We start from the raw sequence: 14,636 nt of genomic DNA, 5'->3' as shown, positions 1-14,636 counted from the left end.
GGTGCGCCCAGACCTCAGACCGCACCACCGTCGCTCTGGCCCTCGCGCGGCTGGGGAGCTTGAGAGCCCGGGTCCAGAGCGCAACTCCGCATCTCAGCCTCGCGTCGCCAGTCGCGCACTTAAGGTGGCGTCCCTCAAAAAGGGGCTAGGCGGGCGCACGAACAGCACTGGCCTGCCGCGGGCCGTCCCCTTTTTCGTGGAAGCGGGGCGGAGGCGGCGGCTGGTTGGCTGAGACGCTCTCGGCGATCCGGTGCCCACGTTGCTCGAAGCAGCGATGGCGAAGCTGGGGCGCTGCCGTGAAATGTCAATCAAGCAGGTTGGCCTGAAACGGGCCGCTCTCAGGTCTCGCGCGGTGAGCGGAATGGGGGGCCTCAAGGAGGGAGCTCCCGGAGGGTCCTCCAGGGGGGCTCCATGACGGGGGCGGGCGCGTGCGCCTCCTGGCCGGATCCAGACTGTGCGAAGGGTTGGGTTTAGTCCGCCGCATTTCCGTCGTTCGGCGGGAAGGGGACCACGCCTGGGCTGGCTTCATGAGGGGAGGCCTTGCCGGCGTGACGACAGAGTGCGAAGCCGTCCAGGGCCGCGAGCCGACCAGTATCGAGGCCAGTCGTGCGGAGCGGTTCCCTCCAGCGACAGCTGTGTTCCGCCTAAGGGCGCCAGCTACCTCTGCTCCTTCACGGAAACACGAAGGCGGCCTATCCCTGTGCTCTTACGCCAGTCCCTTACGCGAACCGGTTCCCGCCTCGCGCGCGAAGGGCGGCCCGGGGCCTCGGCCGCGCCCGCATGGGGGCTGGCCTCTCGCCTCGCGCGCGCGAAGGGCGGAGACCGACGTGCTGCACGCTGACGTTTAGGTGCCGGCCTGCGGTGCGAGGCATGGGCGGCGCGGAATGCTGAGCAGGCCCGGCCAGGGGGCGTGCCGATGCGTCGGCTCAGTGTCTCGCGAGTGGGGCTTGGTCTACGGCCTTCCCACAGCTCGCCGGAGGGAGGCGCGCGGGGGGGCAACGCGCGGGATGCCCTCCGTGCCGGCCGCGACGATGGCGAGCGGAAGGCCCGTCGCGGGGCCGAAGGGCCATTGGCCCCAAGGCGCGCCGGCCGCCTCATCCGGTAGAGGAGGACGCGCCGGGGCCCGACTTGAGCTATGCTTTCGCCGCGGATCGGCGTCGTGCCGCCGCGAGAGGCGCGCAATGTCTTCCCTTCAGGGTTCATGGCTGTTCTGGGCGTTGTTGTCCGCCGCCTTTGCCGCGCTGACGGCCATATTCGGCAAAGTGGGTGTCGCGGGCATCCATCCCGATCTCGCCACCTTGATTCGCACCGTGGTGATCCTGCTTTTGATCGCCGCCGTGGTGACGGCCGGCGGCGCCTGGAGCCCGCCCGGTGAGATCGCGGCGCGCACCTGGCTGTTCCTGGTGCTGTCCGGGCTCGCGACCGGCGCCTCGTGGCTCTGCTACTTCCGGGCCCTGAAGCTGGGGCTGGCCGCCCGCGTCGCGCCGGTGGACAAGCTCAGCGTGGTGCTGGTGGCGGTGTTCGGCGTGCTGTTCCTGGGCGAGCGGCTCAGCATGGTGAGCAGCCTTGGCGTGCTGCTCATCGCCGCCGGCTCGGTCCTCGTGGCGCTGGGGTGATCCCGCTCAGAAGTGGCTGTAGCTGCCGCTGCCGAGTTCCATGATCCGCCCGCCGGCATCCAGCACGTCAAGGCCCGGCTCCGCCCGCGTCTCGCCAATGAGGGCGACGGGCACGCCCGCCTGCGCCGCCGCGACCACGAAAGCGTGCACCTCCTTGTGGGGCACGCAGGCGAGAATCTCGTAATCGTCGCCGCCGGTGAGGGCCGTGGCACGTAACGTCTTGTCGTGGCGCACCGCCGCGTCCGCCGCCGCCGAAAGGGGAACGCGATGGGCCTCGATGCGCCCGCCGCAGCCCGAGGCGGCAAGCATCTTGGCCAGATCACCCACTAGCCCGTCGGAGACGTCCATGGCTGCCGCCCCGTAGGCGCGCAGGGCCGGGGCCAGCGCCAGGCGGGGCTGGGGGTGGAGGTAGCGGTCCAGCAGATGACTGCGCTGCGCGTCCGAAAGGGCCGCGAAGGCGGTCTGCCGAGGCTCAAGGCGCAACTTCAGGCCGAGCGCGGCATCCCCGATCGTGCCGGAAACGATGATGGCCTGGCCTGGCCCGGCGCCCGTGCGTGGCACAAAATGGCCCGTGGGCACACTGCCGAGGGCGGTGATGCCAAGGGTGATGGGCCCAGGCGTCACCACCGTATCGCCGCCGAGCAGGGGACAGGAATAAAGCGCCGCATCCGCGCCGAGGGCGGAGGCGAAGGCCTCCATCCAGGCATCGGGAATATCCTTGGGAACAGCCAGCGTCAGCAGCGCGCCGAGGGGCCGGGCGCCCTTGGCCGCGAGATCGGACAGGTTCACCCGCAGGGCCTTGCGCGCGACACTGGCGGGAGAATCATCGGGAAAGAAGTGGACGCCCGCCACGAGCGCGTCTGTGGTGAGCACCAGCTCCTCACCGGCAGGCGGCGCCAGCCGTGCGGCATCGTCGAGCAGGCCGAGGGCCTCCGGCGCACCAGCCACGGGGCGGAAGAAGCGGGCGATGAAGCGATCCTCGCCGGATCCCCGTTCGCCGGCGCCCGTCATGTCAGGCGGCTCCCGGCCCGGCGAATTCGCGGGTGCGCAGCTCGCGGGCAAGGGTGTCGAGCACGGCATTGACCATGCCGGTCTCGTCACGATCGAGGAAGGCGCCGGCCACGTTCACATATTCGGCGATGACAACGCGGGCGGGAACCTCCGGGCGGGCCAGCAGCTCGAAGGCCCCGGCGCGCAGCACCGCGCGCAGCACAGCTTCCACCCGGCGCAACGGCCAGCCACTGGAAAGCGCCTTGTCCACCAGCGGGTCGATGCGGCGCTGTTCGGACAGCACGCCTTCCACCACCGCGCGGAACAGCTTCACGTCCGCGTCGGGCAGCTGGGTGCCCTCCACCTCCTGGCCAAGCCAGTGGCTTTCGAACTGGGCCAGAATGTCGTGAATGGGGGTCTGCGCCAGATCCATCTGGTAAAGTGCCTGCACGGCTCCGAGCCGTGCGGCGCTCTTCTTCATGGGCCAGCTTGTCGCGGGCTCGCTCATTGCTCCAGCCTCCTGCGCAGGCGCAGCAGCGACAGCGCCGCGGCCGCCGCGCCGCCGCCCTTGTCACCCTCGGTGACGCGGGCGCGCTCCCAGGCCTGCGCCTCGGTGTCCACCGTGAGGATGCCATTGCCCACGGGCAGCGCGCGGCCAAGGCCGAGCTCCATCAGGCCGCGGGCCGATTCTCCGGACACGATCTCGAAATGGTATGTTTCGCCGCGGATCACCACGCCGAGGCCCACCACGGCGTCCAGCGTTTCCCCGGACATCTCGGCGGCATCGAGGGCGATTTCCGCCGCGATCGGAATCTCAAGGGAACCGGGCACCGTCACCACGATGACCTCGACGCCCGCGGCTTCCAGCACCGCGCGGGCGCCGGCCAGCAGTTCGTCCGCCAGCGCCTCATAATAGCGCGCCTCGACGATGAGCACGCGGGCGCCTTCGAGCAGGTCATCCTTTTCGTGAGAGCCTTCCCTGCGCGTCGTGACCATGGGCATCGTCTCCAAATAGAGGCGCGAGGCGTACAAGAGCGCGCCGCGCCGCGCAAGCGTGCCGCATGTGCCTTAAGCGCAGAGCTGGTCTCAGCTTCTTGCCAGCGTCTTGAATATACGCCGCGCGCGCGTGTTCAGGCGCGGGGAAACTCGGCCAGCCGCGCCGCATAGCGCGCCATCAGGTCCACCTCGAAATTCACGAGGTCGCCGGGCATCACGCCGCCCCAGGTGGTGACCGCCAGGGTGTGGGGAATGAGCAGGCAGGAAAAGGTGTTGTCCACCACCGTGTTGACGGTGAGCGAGGTGCCGTCGAGCGCCACCGAGCCCTTCACCGCGACGAAGCGGGCGAGCGCATCGGGCACCTTGAACTCGAATCGGGTGGTGGCGCCGAGATCTTCGCGCTTCAGCACCTTGGCGGTCGAATCCACATGGCCGGAAACCATGTGGCCGCCGAGCTCGTCGCCGAGCTTCAAGGAGCGTTCCAGATTGATGCGCCGGCGCGGCTGCCAGGACGCCACGGTGGTGATGGCGAGGGTCTCCGGTCCGGCATCCACGGTGAAGCGGGTCTTGCGCGGCCCCTCGGTGGAAACGGAGGTCACCGTCATGCACACGCCCGAACAGGCGATGGAGGCGCCGAGCGCGATGGTGGCCGCGTCGAAGTCGGTCGCAATGGTGAGGGTCTTGACCTCGCCGCGGGCTTCCGCAGCGATGACGTCGCCCACATCGGTGACGATGCCGGTGAACATTCTAGCGTCTCCACAAGCGCAAAAGGTGATCGGGACCGAGGCTGGCATGTTCCACCTCGGCGAAACCCACGGGGGCGAACAGGCGGGAGAGCGGCCGCCCGGGCAGCGCCGGCACCGCATCGGGCCCCAGCACCACGGGGCTCGAGAACACGGCCACCTCATCCACCAGTCCCGCGTCCAGGAAGGCCGCGGCCGTGGTGGGGCCGCCTTCCACCATCAGCCGGGTCACGCCCAGCATGCCCAGTAGCTTCAGCACGGCGGGCAGGTAGAGCCGGTCCTCCGGCCCGCCGCGCGGCACGCGCAGCACCTCAACGCCCCGCTCGGCCAGGGCGGCGGAGCGATCGGCCGGGGCATCCTCCGCCGTGACGACCCACACCGGAACCTCGCAGGCGGTACGGACAAGGCTTGAGTCGAGAGGCAAAGCCAGGGCGCTGTCGAGCACGATGCGCACCGGCGAGCGGCTCTCGAAGCCCTCCAGCCGGGTGGTCAGCATGGGGTCGTCCGCCAGCGCGGTGCCCACGCCCACCAGGATGGCATCCGAATGGGCCCGCATCAGGTGCGCCCGCGCCCGCGCCTCAGGGCCGGTGATGACGGCCGGCCGGGGGCCGGGCAAAGCGGCCTTGCCGTCCGCCGACACGGCCATCTTGAGCAGCACGTGGGGCCGCCCCTCGGTGACGCGGCGGATGTGGCCGGCATGGTCTTCCAGCGCCTGTTCCGCGCCCACGCCCACCGTGACCCAGATGCCCGCCGCCCGGAGCCGCGCGACGCCTCGGCCCTTCACGCGATGATCCGGATCCTCGAGGGCGGCCACCACCCGGCGGACGCCGGCGGCGATCACCGCGTCGGCGCAGGGGGGCGTGCGGCCGTGGTGGGAGCAGGGCTCCAGGGTGACATAAAGGGTGGAGCCGCGGGCCGCTTCGCCCGCCTGGGCGAGGGCCTGGGGCTCGGCATGGGGGCGGCCGGTTGCGGCGGTCGCGGCGGCGCCGACGACGCAGGGCCCGTCCGGCCCGTGCTGCACCACCACCGCGCCCACTGAAGGGTTGGGCCAGGTGCGGCCGAGCCCGGTCTGGCCGATGGTGAGCGCCTCCGCCATGAAGCGCTCATCCTCCTCCGGGGAGGTGACATGAACGGGAACCGGGGACGCAGGCGCCATCTTGCCGATCAATCCACGCTGCGCGGCGGGCGAGGGCCGGCTTCCGGCTCTGGCGCCTCGGGCTCCCCGTCGCTGTTGAGCTCCGCCAAAGCGGACTCGAAATCCTTCGCCTCGCGGAAATCGCGATAGACGGAGGCGAAACGCACATAGGCCACGTCGTCGAGCTGCTTCAGGCCCGCCATCACCAGCTCGCCGATGGTCTCGGAGGGGATGTCGGTGTCGCCCATGCCCTCGAGCTGGCGGACCACGCCGGTAATCATGCGCTCCACCCGCTCGGCATCCACGGGGCGCTTGCGCAGGGCCACCTGGACGGAGCGGGCGAGCTTGTCGCGATCGAACGGAACGCGGCGGCCGGAGCGCTTCAGGATCATGAGCTCGCGCAATTGCACGCGCTCGAAAGTGGTGAAGCGCCCGCCGCAGTCAGGGCAGATGCGCCGGCGGCGAATGGCGGTGTTGTCCTCGGTGGGACGGGAGTCCTTCACCTGGGTGTCGAGGCTCCCGCAATAAGGGCACCGCATCTATCGCTCGCCTCCGGCGCGCCTGGCTCAGGCGTAGATGGGGAAGCGCTTCAGCAAGGTCGAGACCTTGTCGCGCACCGCGGCTTCCACCAGCGAATCCTCGTCCACGCCCTTCTGGGAGAGCACGCCCAGCACCTCGGCGATGAAGTCGCCGATCTGCTGGAACTCCGCCACGCCAAACCCGCGGGTGGTACCCGCCGGAGTGCCGAGACGCACGCCCGAGGTCACGAACGGCTTCTCCGGATCGAAGGGGATGCCGTTCTTATTGCAGGTGATGTGAGCGCGGCCCAGAGCCGCTTCGGACACCTTGCCCGTCAGCTTCTTGGGGCGCAGGTCCACCAGCATCAGATGGGTGTCGGTGCCGTCGGAGACGATGGCGAAGCCGTGGCCCTTCAGGGTCTCGGCCAGGGCCTTGGCGTTCTCCACCACGTTCTTGGCGTAGAGCTTGAACTCGGGGCGCAGCGCCTCGCCGAAAGCCACCGCCTTGGCGGCGATGACATGCATCAGCGGGCCACCCTGGATGCCGGGGAAGATGGCCGAGTTGATCTTCTTGGCCAGGTCCTCGTCATTGGTCAGGATCATGCCGCCGCGCGGGCCGCGCAGGGTCTTGTGGGTGGTGGTGGTCACCACATGGGCGTGGGGGAAGGGGCTCGGATGAGCGCCACCGGCCACCAGGCCCGCGAAATGGGCCATGTCCACCATCAAGAGCGCGCCGACGCTGTCGGCGATCTGGCGCATCTTGGGGAAGTCGATGATGCGCGGATAGGCCGAGCCGCCGGCCACGATGACCTTCGGCTTGTGCTGGTCCGCGAGGCGGGCGACTTCCTCGTAATCAATATACTGGTCGTCCTGGCGCACCGTGTAGGGCACAGCCTTGAACCACTTGCCGGACATATTGACCGGCGAGCCGTGGGTCAGGTGACCACCGGCGGCTAGGTTCAGGCCCAGGAAGGTGTCGCCCGGCTGCATGGTGGCGAAGAACACGCCCTGGTTCGCCTGGCTGCCCGAATTGGGCTGCACGTTGGCGAAGGCGCAGCCGAACAGCTTCTTGGCGCGCTCGATGGCGAGGTTCTCGGCCACGTCCACGAACTGGCAGCCGCCGTAATAGCGCTTACCCGGATAACCTTCCGCGTACTTGTTGGTGAGAACGGAGCCCTGAGCCTCCAGCACCGCGCGCGAAACGATGTTCTCCGAGGCGATCAGCTCGATCTCGTCGCGCTGGCGACCCAGCTCCGCCTCCATCGCGCTCGCGATCTCGGGATCGGTCTCCGCGATCGAGGCGGTGAAGAAGCGGTTCTTTTCCTCGGAAATGGAGGCGGCGTTCGCGTCCTGCGAGGCCATGGCAGGTCTCCGGTGATGTCGGCTACGGAAAGTCCGGTGGGCGGGGAGGTGTCTGACGAGAAGAGCCCCATCCAAGCGGGTCACAGCGCTTATCACACCGGCGGCGCCAAGTCCAAAGGGCGAGATTGCGGCATGATCATCGCAGGTCCGCTCGCCGGGCATGTGCATGCACGCGCAAGGCTTATGCTCGTGCTCCGGTCGCGGCTCCTCCGCAGTGGCTCCAGTGGGCGTTGACCGCGGCCTGCGCCGGGTGAATCCTTCCCGGCCCGGAACGCCGTCCGACCCTCCCGGGCCCGCTTTCCCCGGGTTTATGAAGAGAATTCATCTGCCATGTCCGACCCCGGCTTCGTCCATCTGCACGTCCATTCGGCCTATTCGCTGCTGGAAGGCGCCCTCACCGTGGGCAAGCTGGCGGAGTTCCTGAAGGGCGACCAGCAGCCGGCCATGGCGTTGACCGACACCGGCAACCTCTTCGGCGCCCTGGAGTTTTCGGAAAAGATGGCGGGCGCGGGCATCCAGCCCATTCCCGGCGTCTCCCTGGCGCTGGATGTGCCGGAGCCGCCCGGGCCACGCGGCGTCATCCGCCCCAAGAAGCCGCGAATCGTCCTGCTGGCGCAGAAGGACGAGGGCTGGCGCAACCTGATGCGCCTCGTCTCCCGCTCCTATCTGGAAACGCCCAGCGACGAGGAACCGCGCATTCAGCTCGACTGGCTGGCCGAATCGTCGGGCGGGCTGATCGCGCTGACCGGCGGGCCGGCCGGGCCGCTGGATCTCGCGCTGGCGTCCGGACACCCGGAATTCGCCGCCGACCGGCTGGACAAGCTCGCCGCCATCTTCGGCGACCGGCTCTATCTGGAGCTTCAGCGGCACGGCACCGATGCCGAGCGCCTCGCCGAGCCGATGCTGCTGGACCTCGCTTATGAGAAGGGCATCCCGCTGGTGGCGGCCAACGAGCCCTTCTTCGCCGCCCAGTCGGACTATGAGGCCCACGACGCGCTCATCGCCATCGCCGAAAGCAAGATCGTGGCGGACGGCGACCGCCGCCGCCTGACGCCCGAGCACCGCTTCAAGACCCGGGCGGAGATGCTGGAGCTGTTCAAGGACCTGCCCGAGGCCACCGCCAACACCATCGAGATCGCCCAGCGCTGCGCCTATCGGGTGCGCACGGTGAAGCCCATTCTGCCCCGCTTCACCACCGCCGATGAGAGCGAAGAGGGCATGGACGCCGAGGCCGCCGAGGCCGCCGAGCTGGAGCGCCAGGCCAAGGAGGGGCTTGCCCAGCGCCTCGCCAAGCACGGGCCGACGCCGGGGCTGGACGTAGCAGCCTATGAGGAGCGGCTGGCGTACGAGCTCTCCATCATCCAGCGCATGAAGTTCCCCGGCTACTTCCTGATCGTGTCGGACTTCATCAAGTGGGCCAAGGCCCATGGCATTCCGGTGGGGCCGGGCCGCGGCTCGGGCGCAGGTTCGCTGGTGGCCTATTCGCTGCAGATCACCGATCTCGATCCGCTGCGCTTCCACCTGCTGTTCGAGCGCTTCCTGAACCCGGAACGCGTCTCCATGCCCGACTTCGACGTGGACTTCTGCCAGGAGCGCCGCGACGAGGTGATTCATTATGTGCAGGAGCGCTATGGGCGGGCCCAGGTGGCGCAGATCATCACCTTCGGTACCCTCCAGGCGCGCGGTGTGCTGCGCGATGTGGGGCGCGTTCTTGAGATGCCCTACGGGCAGGTGGACAAGCTGTGCAAGCTGGTGCCGCAGAATCCCGCCCATCCGGTGACCCTGAAGCAGGCCATTGACGAGGAGCCGCGCCTGCAGGCGGCCCGCGACAGCGAGGAGGTGGTGAAGCGCGCCTTCGACATCGCCGTGAAGCTGGAGGGCCTGAACCGCCACGCCTCCACCCACGCGGCGGGCATCGTGATCGGGGATCGCAAGCTGCACGAGCTGGTGCCGCTCTATCGAGACCCCAAGTCCGACATGCCGGTCACCCAATACAATATGAAGTGGGTGGAGCAGGCGGGCCTGGTGAAGTTCGACTTCCTGGGCCTCAAGACGCTGACCACCATCGACAAGGCGGTGAAGCTCATCCACCAGCGCGGCATCGAGCTCGACATCTCGAAAATCCCGCTCGACGATCCCAAGACCTACGCCATGCTGGGCAAGGGCGAGACGGTGGGCGTGTTCCAGGTTGAAAGCGCGGGCATGCGCCGCGCCCTCGTGGACATGAAGGCCGACCGCATCGAGGACATCGTGGCCCTGGTGGCGCTCTATCGCCCGGGCCCCATGGCCAACATCCCCGTCTATTGCGATTGCAAGCACGGCCGCGCCAAGCCGGACTATATCCACCCCAAGCTTGAGCCCTATCTGAAGGAGACGTTCGGCGTCATCATCTACCAGGAGCAGGTGATGCAGATCGCCCAGGCCCTTTCGGGCTACTCCCTGGGTGAAGCCGACCTTCTGCGCCGCGCCATGGGTAAGAAGATCCGCGCGGAGATGGACAAGCAGCGCGCGCGCTTCGTTGACGGCGCCATGGCCGGCGGCGTCGAAAAGGCGATGGCCGACCAGATCTTCGACGTTCTGGCCAAGTTCGCGGATTACGGCTTCAACAAGTCCCACGCGGCGGCCTATGCCCTCGTCGCCTACCAGACGGCCTGGCTGAAGGCCAACTATCCCACCGAGTTCCTGGCCGCCTCCATGACCATGGACATGGGCAACACCGACAAGCTGGCCGAATTCCGCCAGGAGGCGCAGCGCCTGGGCATCAAGGTGGTGCCGCCCTCCGTGAACCGCTCATTCCGCGAGTTCGCGGTGGAGAATGGCGAGATCATCTATGCCATGGCCGCCATCAAGGGCGTGGGCGGGGCGGCGGTGGACGCGCTGGTGGAGGCGCGCTCCGGCAAGCCCTTCAAGAGCTTGGCGGATTTCGCCACCCGCCTGCCGGTGAAGATGGTGAACAAGCGCACGCTGGAAAGCCTGATGGCCGCCGGCTGCTTCGACGAGCTGGAAAAGAACCGCGCCCGCGCCATCGCCGCGCTCGACGCCATCGTGGCCGAGGCCCAAAGGGTGGAGGCCAATGCCCAATCGGGCCAGAACGACATGTTCGGCTCCGGTCCCGTCGCGGCGAAGCTGCCGATTCCCGATGCCGCGCCCTGGCTGCCGGCGGAGCGGCTGCAGCGGGAATATGACGCGGTGGGCTTCTTCCTCACCGGCCATCCGCTGGACGATTACGACGAGGCGCTGAAGAAGCTGCGGGTGCAGAGCTTCAGCGAATTTTCCCGCTCGGTGCGGGCAGGGGCTTCCGCCGGGCGGCTCGCGGCCACCGTGGTGTCGCGGCAGGAGCGCAAGACCAAGTCCGGCACCCGCATGGGCATTATTGGCCTGTCGGACCCCTCGGGCACCTATGAGGCCGTGCTCTTCTCAGAGGCGCTGGCCCATTACCGCGATTTGCTGGAGCCGGGTACGCCGCTGCTGATGATGGTGGGGGCGGAACTGAACGGCGAGGATGTGCGGGTGCGCATCAATTCGTGTGAGCGGCTGGACGAGGTGGCAGCCCGCGCCCACAAGGCGCTGCGCATCTTCGTGCGCTCTCCCGACCCTCTCGACGGCATCGCCAAGCGGCTGGAAGCCGGCCTGGGCGCGGCCAAGCGCGATGGCGAGGTGAGCCTCGTTCTGCTCATGGACGACGGGAAGGCGGAGGTGGAGGTGCGCCTGGACGGCAAATATGCCGTCTCTCCCCAGATCGCCGGCGCGCTCAAGGCCATTCCCGGAGTGGTGGCGGTGGAGGCGGCCTGACGGGCCGCACCCCGGTCCCGCGGGACGGGCCGCGCTTTCTGTCATCGCGATGCGGCGGCTCACCCGGGCGCCCGGGGATTTGCCGGCGATCCTCTCCCTCTCCCTCTCCCTCTCCCTCTCCCTCGCCGACGCCTGGTTCCGCCTGATCTGACGGACAGGCGCGCCAGCGGCACAGGGCCGCGCCCGTGGAAAACCGGGCGGCGCCTTTGTTTTCGCGCTGTTGCGTGCCCTTGCCCTTTTTCGCGCCTTCCCCTATAAGCCCCGCCATCCCGCACGCGGACTAACGGCCCAGTGGCCATCCGGTGCCCCCTTTCCCTGCCGGGCAAGAGGGTACGTCCGCGGAGGTTCAACCGGAGACGAAAATGGCTCTTCCCGACTATTCGATGCGTCAGCTGCTCGAGGCTGGCGTGCACTTCGGCCATCAGGCCCACCGTTGGAACCCCAAGATGGCTCCGTACATCTTCGGTGTTCGCAACAACATCCACATTCTCGACCTGTCGCAGACCGTGCCCGCGCTGCATCGCGCGCTTCAGGCCGTGTCCGACACGGTGGCCCAGGGCGGTCGCGTGCTGTTCGTCGGCACCAAGCGCCAGGCCCAGGATCAGGTGGCTGACGCCGCCCGTCGCTCCGCCCAGTATTTCGTGAACCACCGCTGGCTCGGCGGCATGCTCACCAACTGGAAGACCATCTCCAACTCCATCGCCCGGCTGAAGAAGCTGGAAGAGACCCTCGCGGCCCCGGAGGCTTCCTCCGGCTACACCAAGAAGGAGCGTCTCACGCTGTCCCGTGAGAAGGAGAAGCTGGAGAAGGCCCTCGGCGGTATCCGCGACATGGGCGGCCTGCCGGACCTGCTGTTCGTGATCGACACGAACAAGGAAGACATCGCGGTGAAGGAGGCCCAGCGCCTCGGCATCCCGGTGGCGGCCATCCTCGACACCAATTGCGATCCCGACGGCATCGCCTTCCCGGTGCCGGGCAATGACGACGCCGGTCGCGCCATCCAGCTCTATTGCGATCTCATCGCCCGCGCCGCCATTGACGGCATCGGCCGCAGCCAGAGCGACCTCGGCATCGACCTCGGCTCCGAGGAGATTCCGCTGGGCGAAGAGCTGCCCGCCGAAGGCGTGTGGATGACGTTCGAGCCCCTGTCCGGCCCGCGCGGCGTCGCCGACGACCTGAAGAAGCTGGCTGGCGTCTCCCCGGAGATCGAGCAGAAGCTGAACGAGCTCGGCGTGTTCCATTTCGCGCAGATCGCCGGCCTCGACCAGATCGACGCCGACCGCATCGGCGACGAGGTGGGTCTGCCCGGCCGCGTGGATGGCTGGATCGCCCAGGCCAAGGAGCTCTCCGCCGAGGCCGAGTGATCTCGTCGCGAGGTTGAAAACGAATCAAGGGTAATTGGGGGCGCGGGGCGTCCCCGGCGGCCGGCTCGGGATCACCCAGGCCGGCCGTGGTGCGAGAAGAAGGGATTGAACATGGCTGCGATCACCGCCGGGCTCGTCAAGGAACTGCGCGAAAAGACCGGCGCAGGCATGATGGACTGCAAGTCCGCGCTCACCGAGACGAGCGGCGACGTCGAGGCCGCCATCGACTGGCTGCGCAAGAAGGGCCTTGCCAAGGCCGCCAAGAAGGCCGGCCGCGTGGCCGCCGAGGGTGTGGTGGCCGTGGAATCCTCGGGCCGCTTCGCCGCCGCCATCGAGGTGAATGCGGAGACGGATTTCGTCGCCCGCAACCCCGACTTCCAGGCGTTCGTCCGCGAGGCCGCCAAGGTCGCCCTCAACACCGATGGCACCCTCGAGGCCGTGGCGACTGCCAAGTTCCCGGGTGCGGACGTGACGGTGGCCGACAAGCTCACCGCCCTCGTCGCCACCATCGGCGAGAACATGACCCTGCGTCGCACCGCGAAGCTCGAGGTTTCCGCCGGCGTGGTGGCCACCTATGTCCACGGCCAGGTGGCCGATGGCCAGGGCCGTATCGGCGTGCTGGTGGCGCTGCAGTCCGAGGGTGATGTGGAGAAGCTCTCCGTGCTCGGCCGTCAGATCGCCATGCACATCGCCGCGCTGAACCCGCTGGCGCTCGACGCCTCGGGCATTCCGGCCGAGACGGTCGCTCGCGAAAAGGCGATCCTGCTCGAGAAGCACCAGGGCAAGCCCGCCAACGTGCAGGACAAGATCGCCGAGAGCGGCATGAAGAGCTTCTTCAAGGAGAATACCCTCCTCGATCAGGCTTTCGTGCATGACGGCTCCAAGTCCGTCGCGCAGGTGCTGAAGGAGGCCGAAGGCCAGGTCGGCGCGCCGATCAACCTGATGGCCTTCGTGCGCTTCGCCCTGGGCGAGGGCATCGAGAAGGAAGAGAGCGACTTCGCGGCCGAGGTGGCTGCCGCCGCCGGTCAGTCCTGAGCGAACGGGGAAGGGGGCTCCCCATGTCGTTCGACGATTCGGATGTTCCTGAACCCCGGCACCCGTTTGCGGCGCCGGGGCTTCCCTATCCCCGCATCCTGGTGAAGGTTTCGGGGGAGGCCCTGATGGGGCCGGAACCGTTCGGCCTGCATCCGCCGACGGTTGCGGCCATCGCCCGTGATCTCGTCGCCGCGCGTGCGCTCGGCTGCGAGGTGGCGGTGGTGGTCGGGGGCGGCAACATCCTGCGGGGCGCGCGGGTGGCGGGCGAGGATCTCGACCGCGCCACCGCCGACCATATGGGCATGCTCGCCACCGTCATGAACGGGCTGGCCCTGGAGCAGGCCATCGAGAAGGCAGGGGCTCCGGCACGTACCCTCTCGGCGGTGCCCATGCCGACCGTTTGCGAGCCTTACGCCCGCCAGCCGGCGCTGCGGCATCTCCGGCGCGGGCGCATTGTCCTGCTCACCGGTGGCACGGGAAATCCCTATTTCACCACCGATACGGGCGCGGTGCTGCGCGCGGCCGAGCTGGATTGCGACGCGGTGCTGAAGGCCACCAATGTGGATGGCGTCTACACCGCAGATCCCAAGACCGACCCTACCGCCACGCGCTATGAGCGGCTCACCCATGACGAGGCCCTGGCGGCCGACCTCAAGGTGATGGATGCCGCGGCATTCGCGCTGGCACGCGAGGCGGCGCTGCCGATCATCGTGTTTTCGATCCGCGAGCCCGGGGCCATCGTCCAGGCCGCGACGGGGGCCGGCCGGGTGACGGTGGTGGCGCCCTGAGGCGGAAGACGCGGCGTTTTGGCGTCTTCGGTGACGGGCGCGATTCGTCCATTGTTCCGTAACGCCGCGCGGGAGCCTCGCTCCGGTGCGGCGTTACGCATATTCGCCGGCCGGCAAGGTTGCCGCGGAAGGGTGCCCCTAGTCTTCGCGTTGGCACCCGATTACCCCATTGCGCCAAGGGTTTGCTAGGTGCGCGGCCGCAGGTGTCGAGCTGGCCGCCGTCCGGGTTGACTGGGCCTTCCGCATGGCGCTGCGCGTCGGTAGCGGGGACGGCACACAGATTTGTTCACTTCGACG

Annotated in this window: 12 protein-coding genes; 5 read left to right on the top strand and 7 right to left on the bottom strand. The window is 68.6% G+C overall.

All coding sequences use genetic code 11. From position 1 onward, the window contains the following. Nucleotides 1–1,181: 1,181 nt before the first annotated feature. Complete coding sequence (locus L0966_RS12420) at nucleotides 1,182–1,616, top strand: EamA family transporter (RefSeq protein ID WP_234052255.1); 435 nt, start codon at nucleotides 1,182–1,184, stop codon at nucleotides 1,614–1,616. A gap of 6 nt (nucleotides 1,617–1,622) precedes the next feature. On the opposite strand, the gene thiL is transcribed toward L0966_RS12420, so the two are convergent. From thiL to glyA, 7 genes are all read right to left on the bottom strand, one after another. Beyond that, the gene (thiL, locus tag L0966_RS12415; RefSeq protein WP_234052254.1) at nucleotides 1,623–2,627 is read right to left on the bottom strand and encodes a thiamine-phosphate kinase; all 1,005 of its coding nucleotides are present in this window, start codon (nucleotides 2,625–2,627) and stop codon (nucleotides 1,623–1,625) included. Nucleotide 2,628: 1 nt separating this feature from the next. After that, on the bottom strand, nucleotides 2,629–3,114 hold the full coding sequence (gene nusB, locus L0966_RS12410) for a transcription antitermination factor NusB (protein WP_234052253.1): 486 nt from the start codon (nucleotides 3,112–3,114) through the stop codon (nucleotides 2,629–2,631). Then, nucleotides 3,111–3,602 (bottom strand): 6,7-dimethyl-8-ribityllumazine synthase, encoded by a 492-nt coding sequence (gene ribH / locus L0966_RS12405; RefSeq protein ID WP_234052252.1) that lies wholly within the window; start codon nucleotides 3,600–3,602, stop codon nucleotides 3,111–3,113. Before ribH ends, nusB begins: the two co-directional genes overlap by 4 nt. A gap of 134 nt (nucleotides 3,603–3,736) precedes the next feature. After that, a complete protein-coding gene (locus L0966_RS12400) occupies nucleotides 3,737–4,348 on the bottom strand; it encodes a riboflavin synthase (protein WP_234052251.1) in 612 nt (203 codons plus the stop codon). 1 nt (nucleotide 4,349) lies between these two features. After that, nucleotides 4,350–5,501, bottom strand: coding sequence for a bifunctional diaminohydroxyphosphoribosylaminopyrimidine deaminase/5-amino-6-(5-phosphoribosylamino)uracil reductase RibD (gene ribD, locus L0966_RS12395; protein ID WP_234052250.1), 1,152 nt, complete (start codon nucleotides 5,499–5,501; stop codon nucleotides 4,350–4,352). 8 nt (nucleotides 5,502–5,509) lie between these two features. After that, nucleotides 5,510–6,019 (bottom strand): transcriptional regulator NrdR, encoded by a 510-nt coding sequence (gene nrdR / locus L0966_RS12390; protein WP_234052249.1) that lies wholly within the window; start codon nucleotides 6,017–6,019, stop codon nucleotides 5,510–5,512. Nucleotides 6,020–6,046: 27 nt separating this feature from the next. Beyond that, nucleotides 6,047–7,360: a serine hydroxymethyltransferase gene (glyA, locus tag L0966_RS12385; protein ID WP_255683989.1), complete on the bottom strand. Its 1,314-nt coding sequence runs from the start codon at nucleotides 7,358–7,360 to the stop codon at nucleotides 6,047–6,049. Between the two features lie 330 nt (nucleotides 7,361–7,690). Here glyA and dnaE point away from each other — a divergent pair, with 330 nt between their 5' ends. From dnaE to pyrH, 4 genes are all read left to right on the top strand, one after another. Beyond that, complete coding sequence (gene dnaE / locus L0966_RS12380) at nucleotides 7,691–11,152, top strand: DNA polymerase III subunit alpha (protein WP_234052248.1); 3,462 nt, start codon at nucleotides 7,691–7,693, stop codon at nucleotides 11,150–11,152. A gap of 362 nt (nucleotides 11,153–11,514) precedes the next feature. Beyond that, entirely contained in the window at nucleotides 11,515–12,516 is a 1,002-nt protein-coding gene (locus L0966_RS12375) for a 30S ribosomal protein S2 (RefSeq protein ID WP_234052247.1), read from the top strand. A gap of 111 nt (nucleotides 12,517–12,627) precedes the next feature. After that, a complete protein-coding gene (tsf, locus tag L0966_RS12370; RefSeq protein ID WP_234052246.1) occupies nucleotides 12,628–13,551 on the top strand; it encodes a translation elongation factor Ts in 924 nt (307 codons plus the stop codon). Between the two features lie 23 nt (nucleotides 13,552–13,574). Then, entirely contained in the window at nucleotides 13,575–14,339 is a 765-nt protein-coding gene (gene pyrH / locus L0966_RS12365; RefSeq protein WP_234052245.1) for a UMP kinase, read from the top strand. Nucleotides 14,340–14,636: the final 297 nt, after the last annotated feature.

This window comes from Xanthobacter sp. NM-59 (genome assembly GCF_021401125.1).
Lineage (GTDB): Bacteria > Pseudomonadota > Alphaproteobacteria > Rhizobiales > Xanthobacteraceae > Xanthobacter.
The sequence above is the reverse complement of the archived record's forward strand: the minus strand, read 5'-3'. Positions and strand labels throughout refer to the sequence as shown.

Coding starts and splice junctions, on each gene's coding strand:
- L0966_RS12420 (WP_234052255.1), top strand. CDS start 1,182: ATGTCTTCCCTTCAGGGTTCATGGCTGTTCTGGGCGTTGTTGTCCGCC.
- thiL (WP_234052254.1), bottom strand. CDS start 2,627: ATGACGGGCGCCGGCGAACGGGGATCCGGCGAGGATCGCTTCATCGCC.
- nusB (WP_234052253.1), bottom strand. CDS start 3,114: ATGAGCGAGCCCGCGACAAGCTGGCCCATGAAGAAGAGCGCCGCACGG.
- ribH (WP_234052252.1), bottom strand. CDS start 3,602: ATGGTCACGACGCGCAGGGAAGGCTCTCACGAAAAGGATGACCTGCTC.
- L0966_RS12400 (WP_234052251.1), bottom strand. CDS start 4,348: ATGTTCACCGGCATCGTCACCGATGTGGGCGACGTCATCGCTGCGGAA.
- ribD (WP_234052250.1), bottom strand. CDS start 5,501: ATGGCGCCTGCGTCCCCGGTTCCCGTTCATGTCACCTCCCCGGAGGAG.
- nrdR (WP_234052249.1), bottom strand. CDS start 6,019: ATGCGGTGCCCTTATTGCGGGAGCCTCGACACCCAGGTGAAGGACTCC.
- glyA (WP_255683989.1), bottom strand. CDS start 7,360: ATGGCCTCGCAGGACGCGAACGCCGCCTCCATTTCCGAGGAAAAGAAC.
- dnaE (WP_234052248.1), top strand. CDS start 7,691: ATGTCCGACCCCGGCTTCGTCCATCTGCACGTCCATTCGGCCTATTCG.
- L0966_RS12375 (WP_234052247.1), top strand. CDS start 11,515: ATGGCTCTTCCCGACTATTCGATGCGTCAGCTGCTCGAGGCTGGCGTG.
- tsf (WP_234052246.1), top strand. CDS start 12,628: ATGGCTGCGATCACCGCCGGGCTCGTCAAGGAACTGCGCGAAAAGACC.
- pyrH (WP_234052245.1), top strand. CDS start 13,575: ATGTCGTTCGACGATTCGGATGTTCCTGAACCCCGGCACCCGTTTGCG.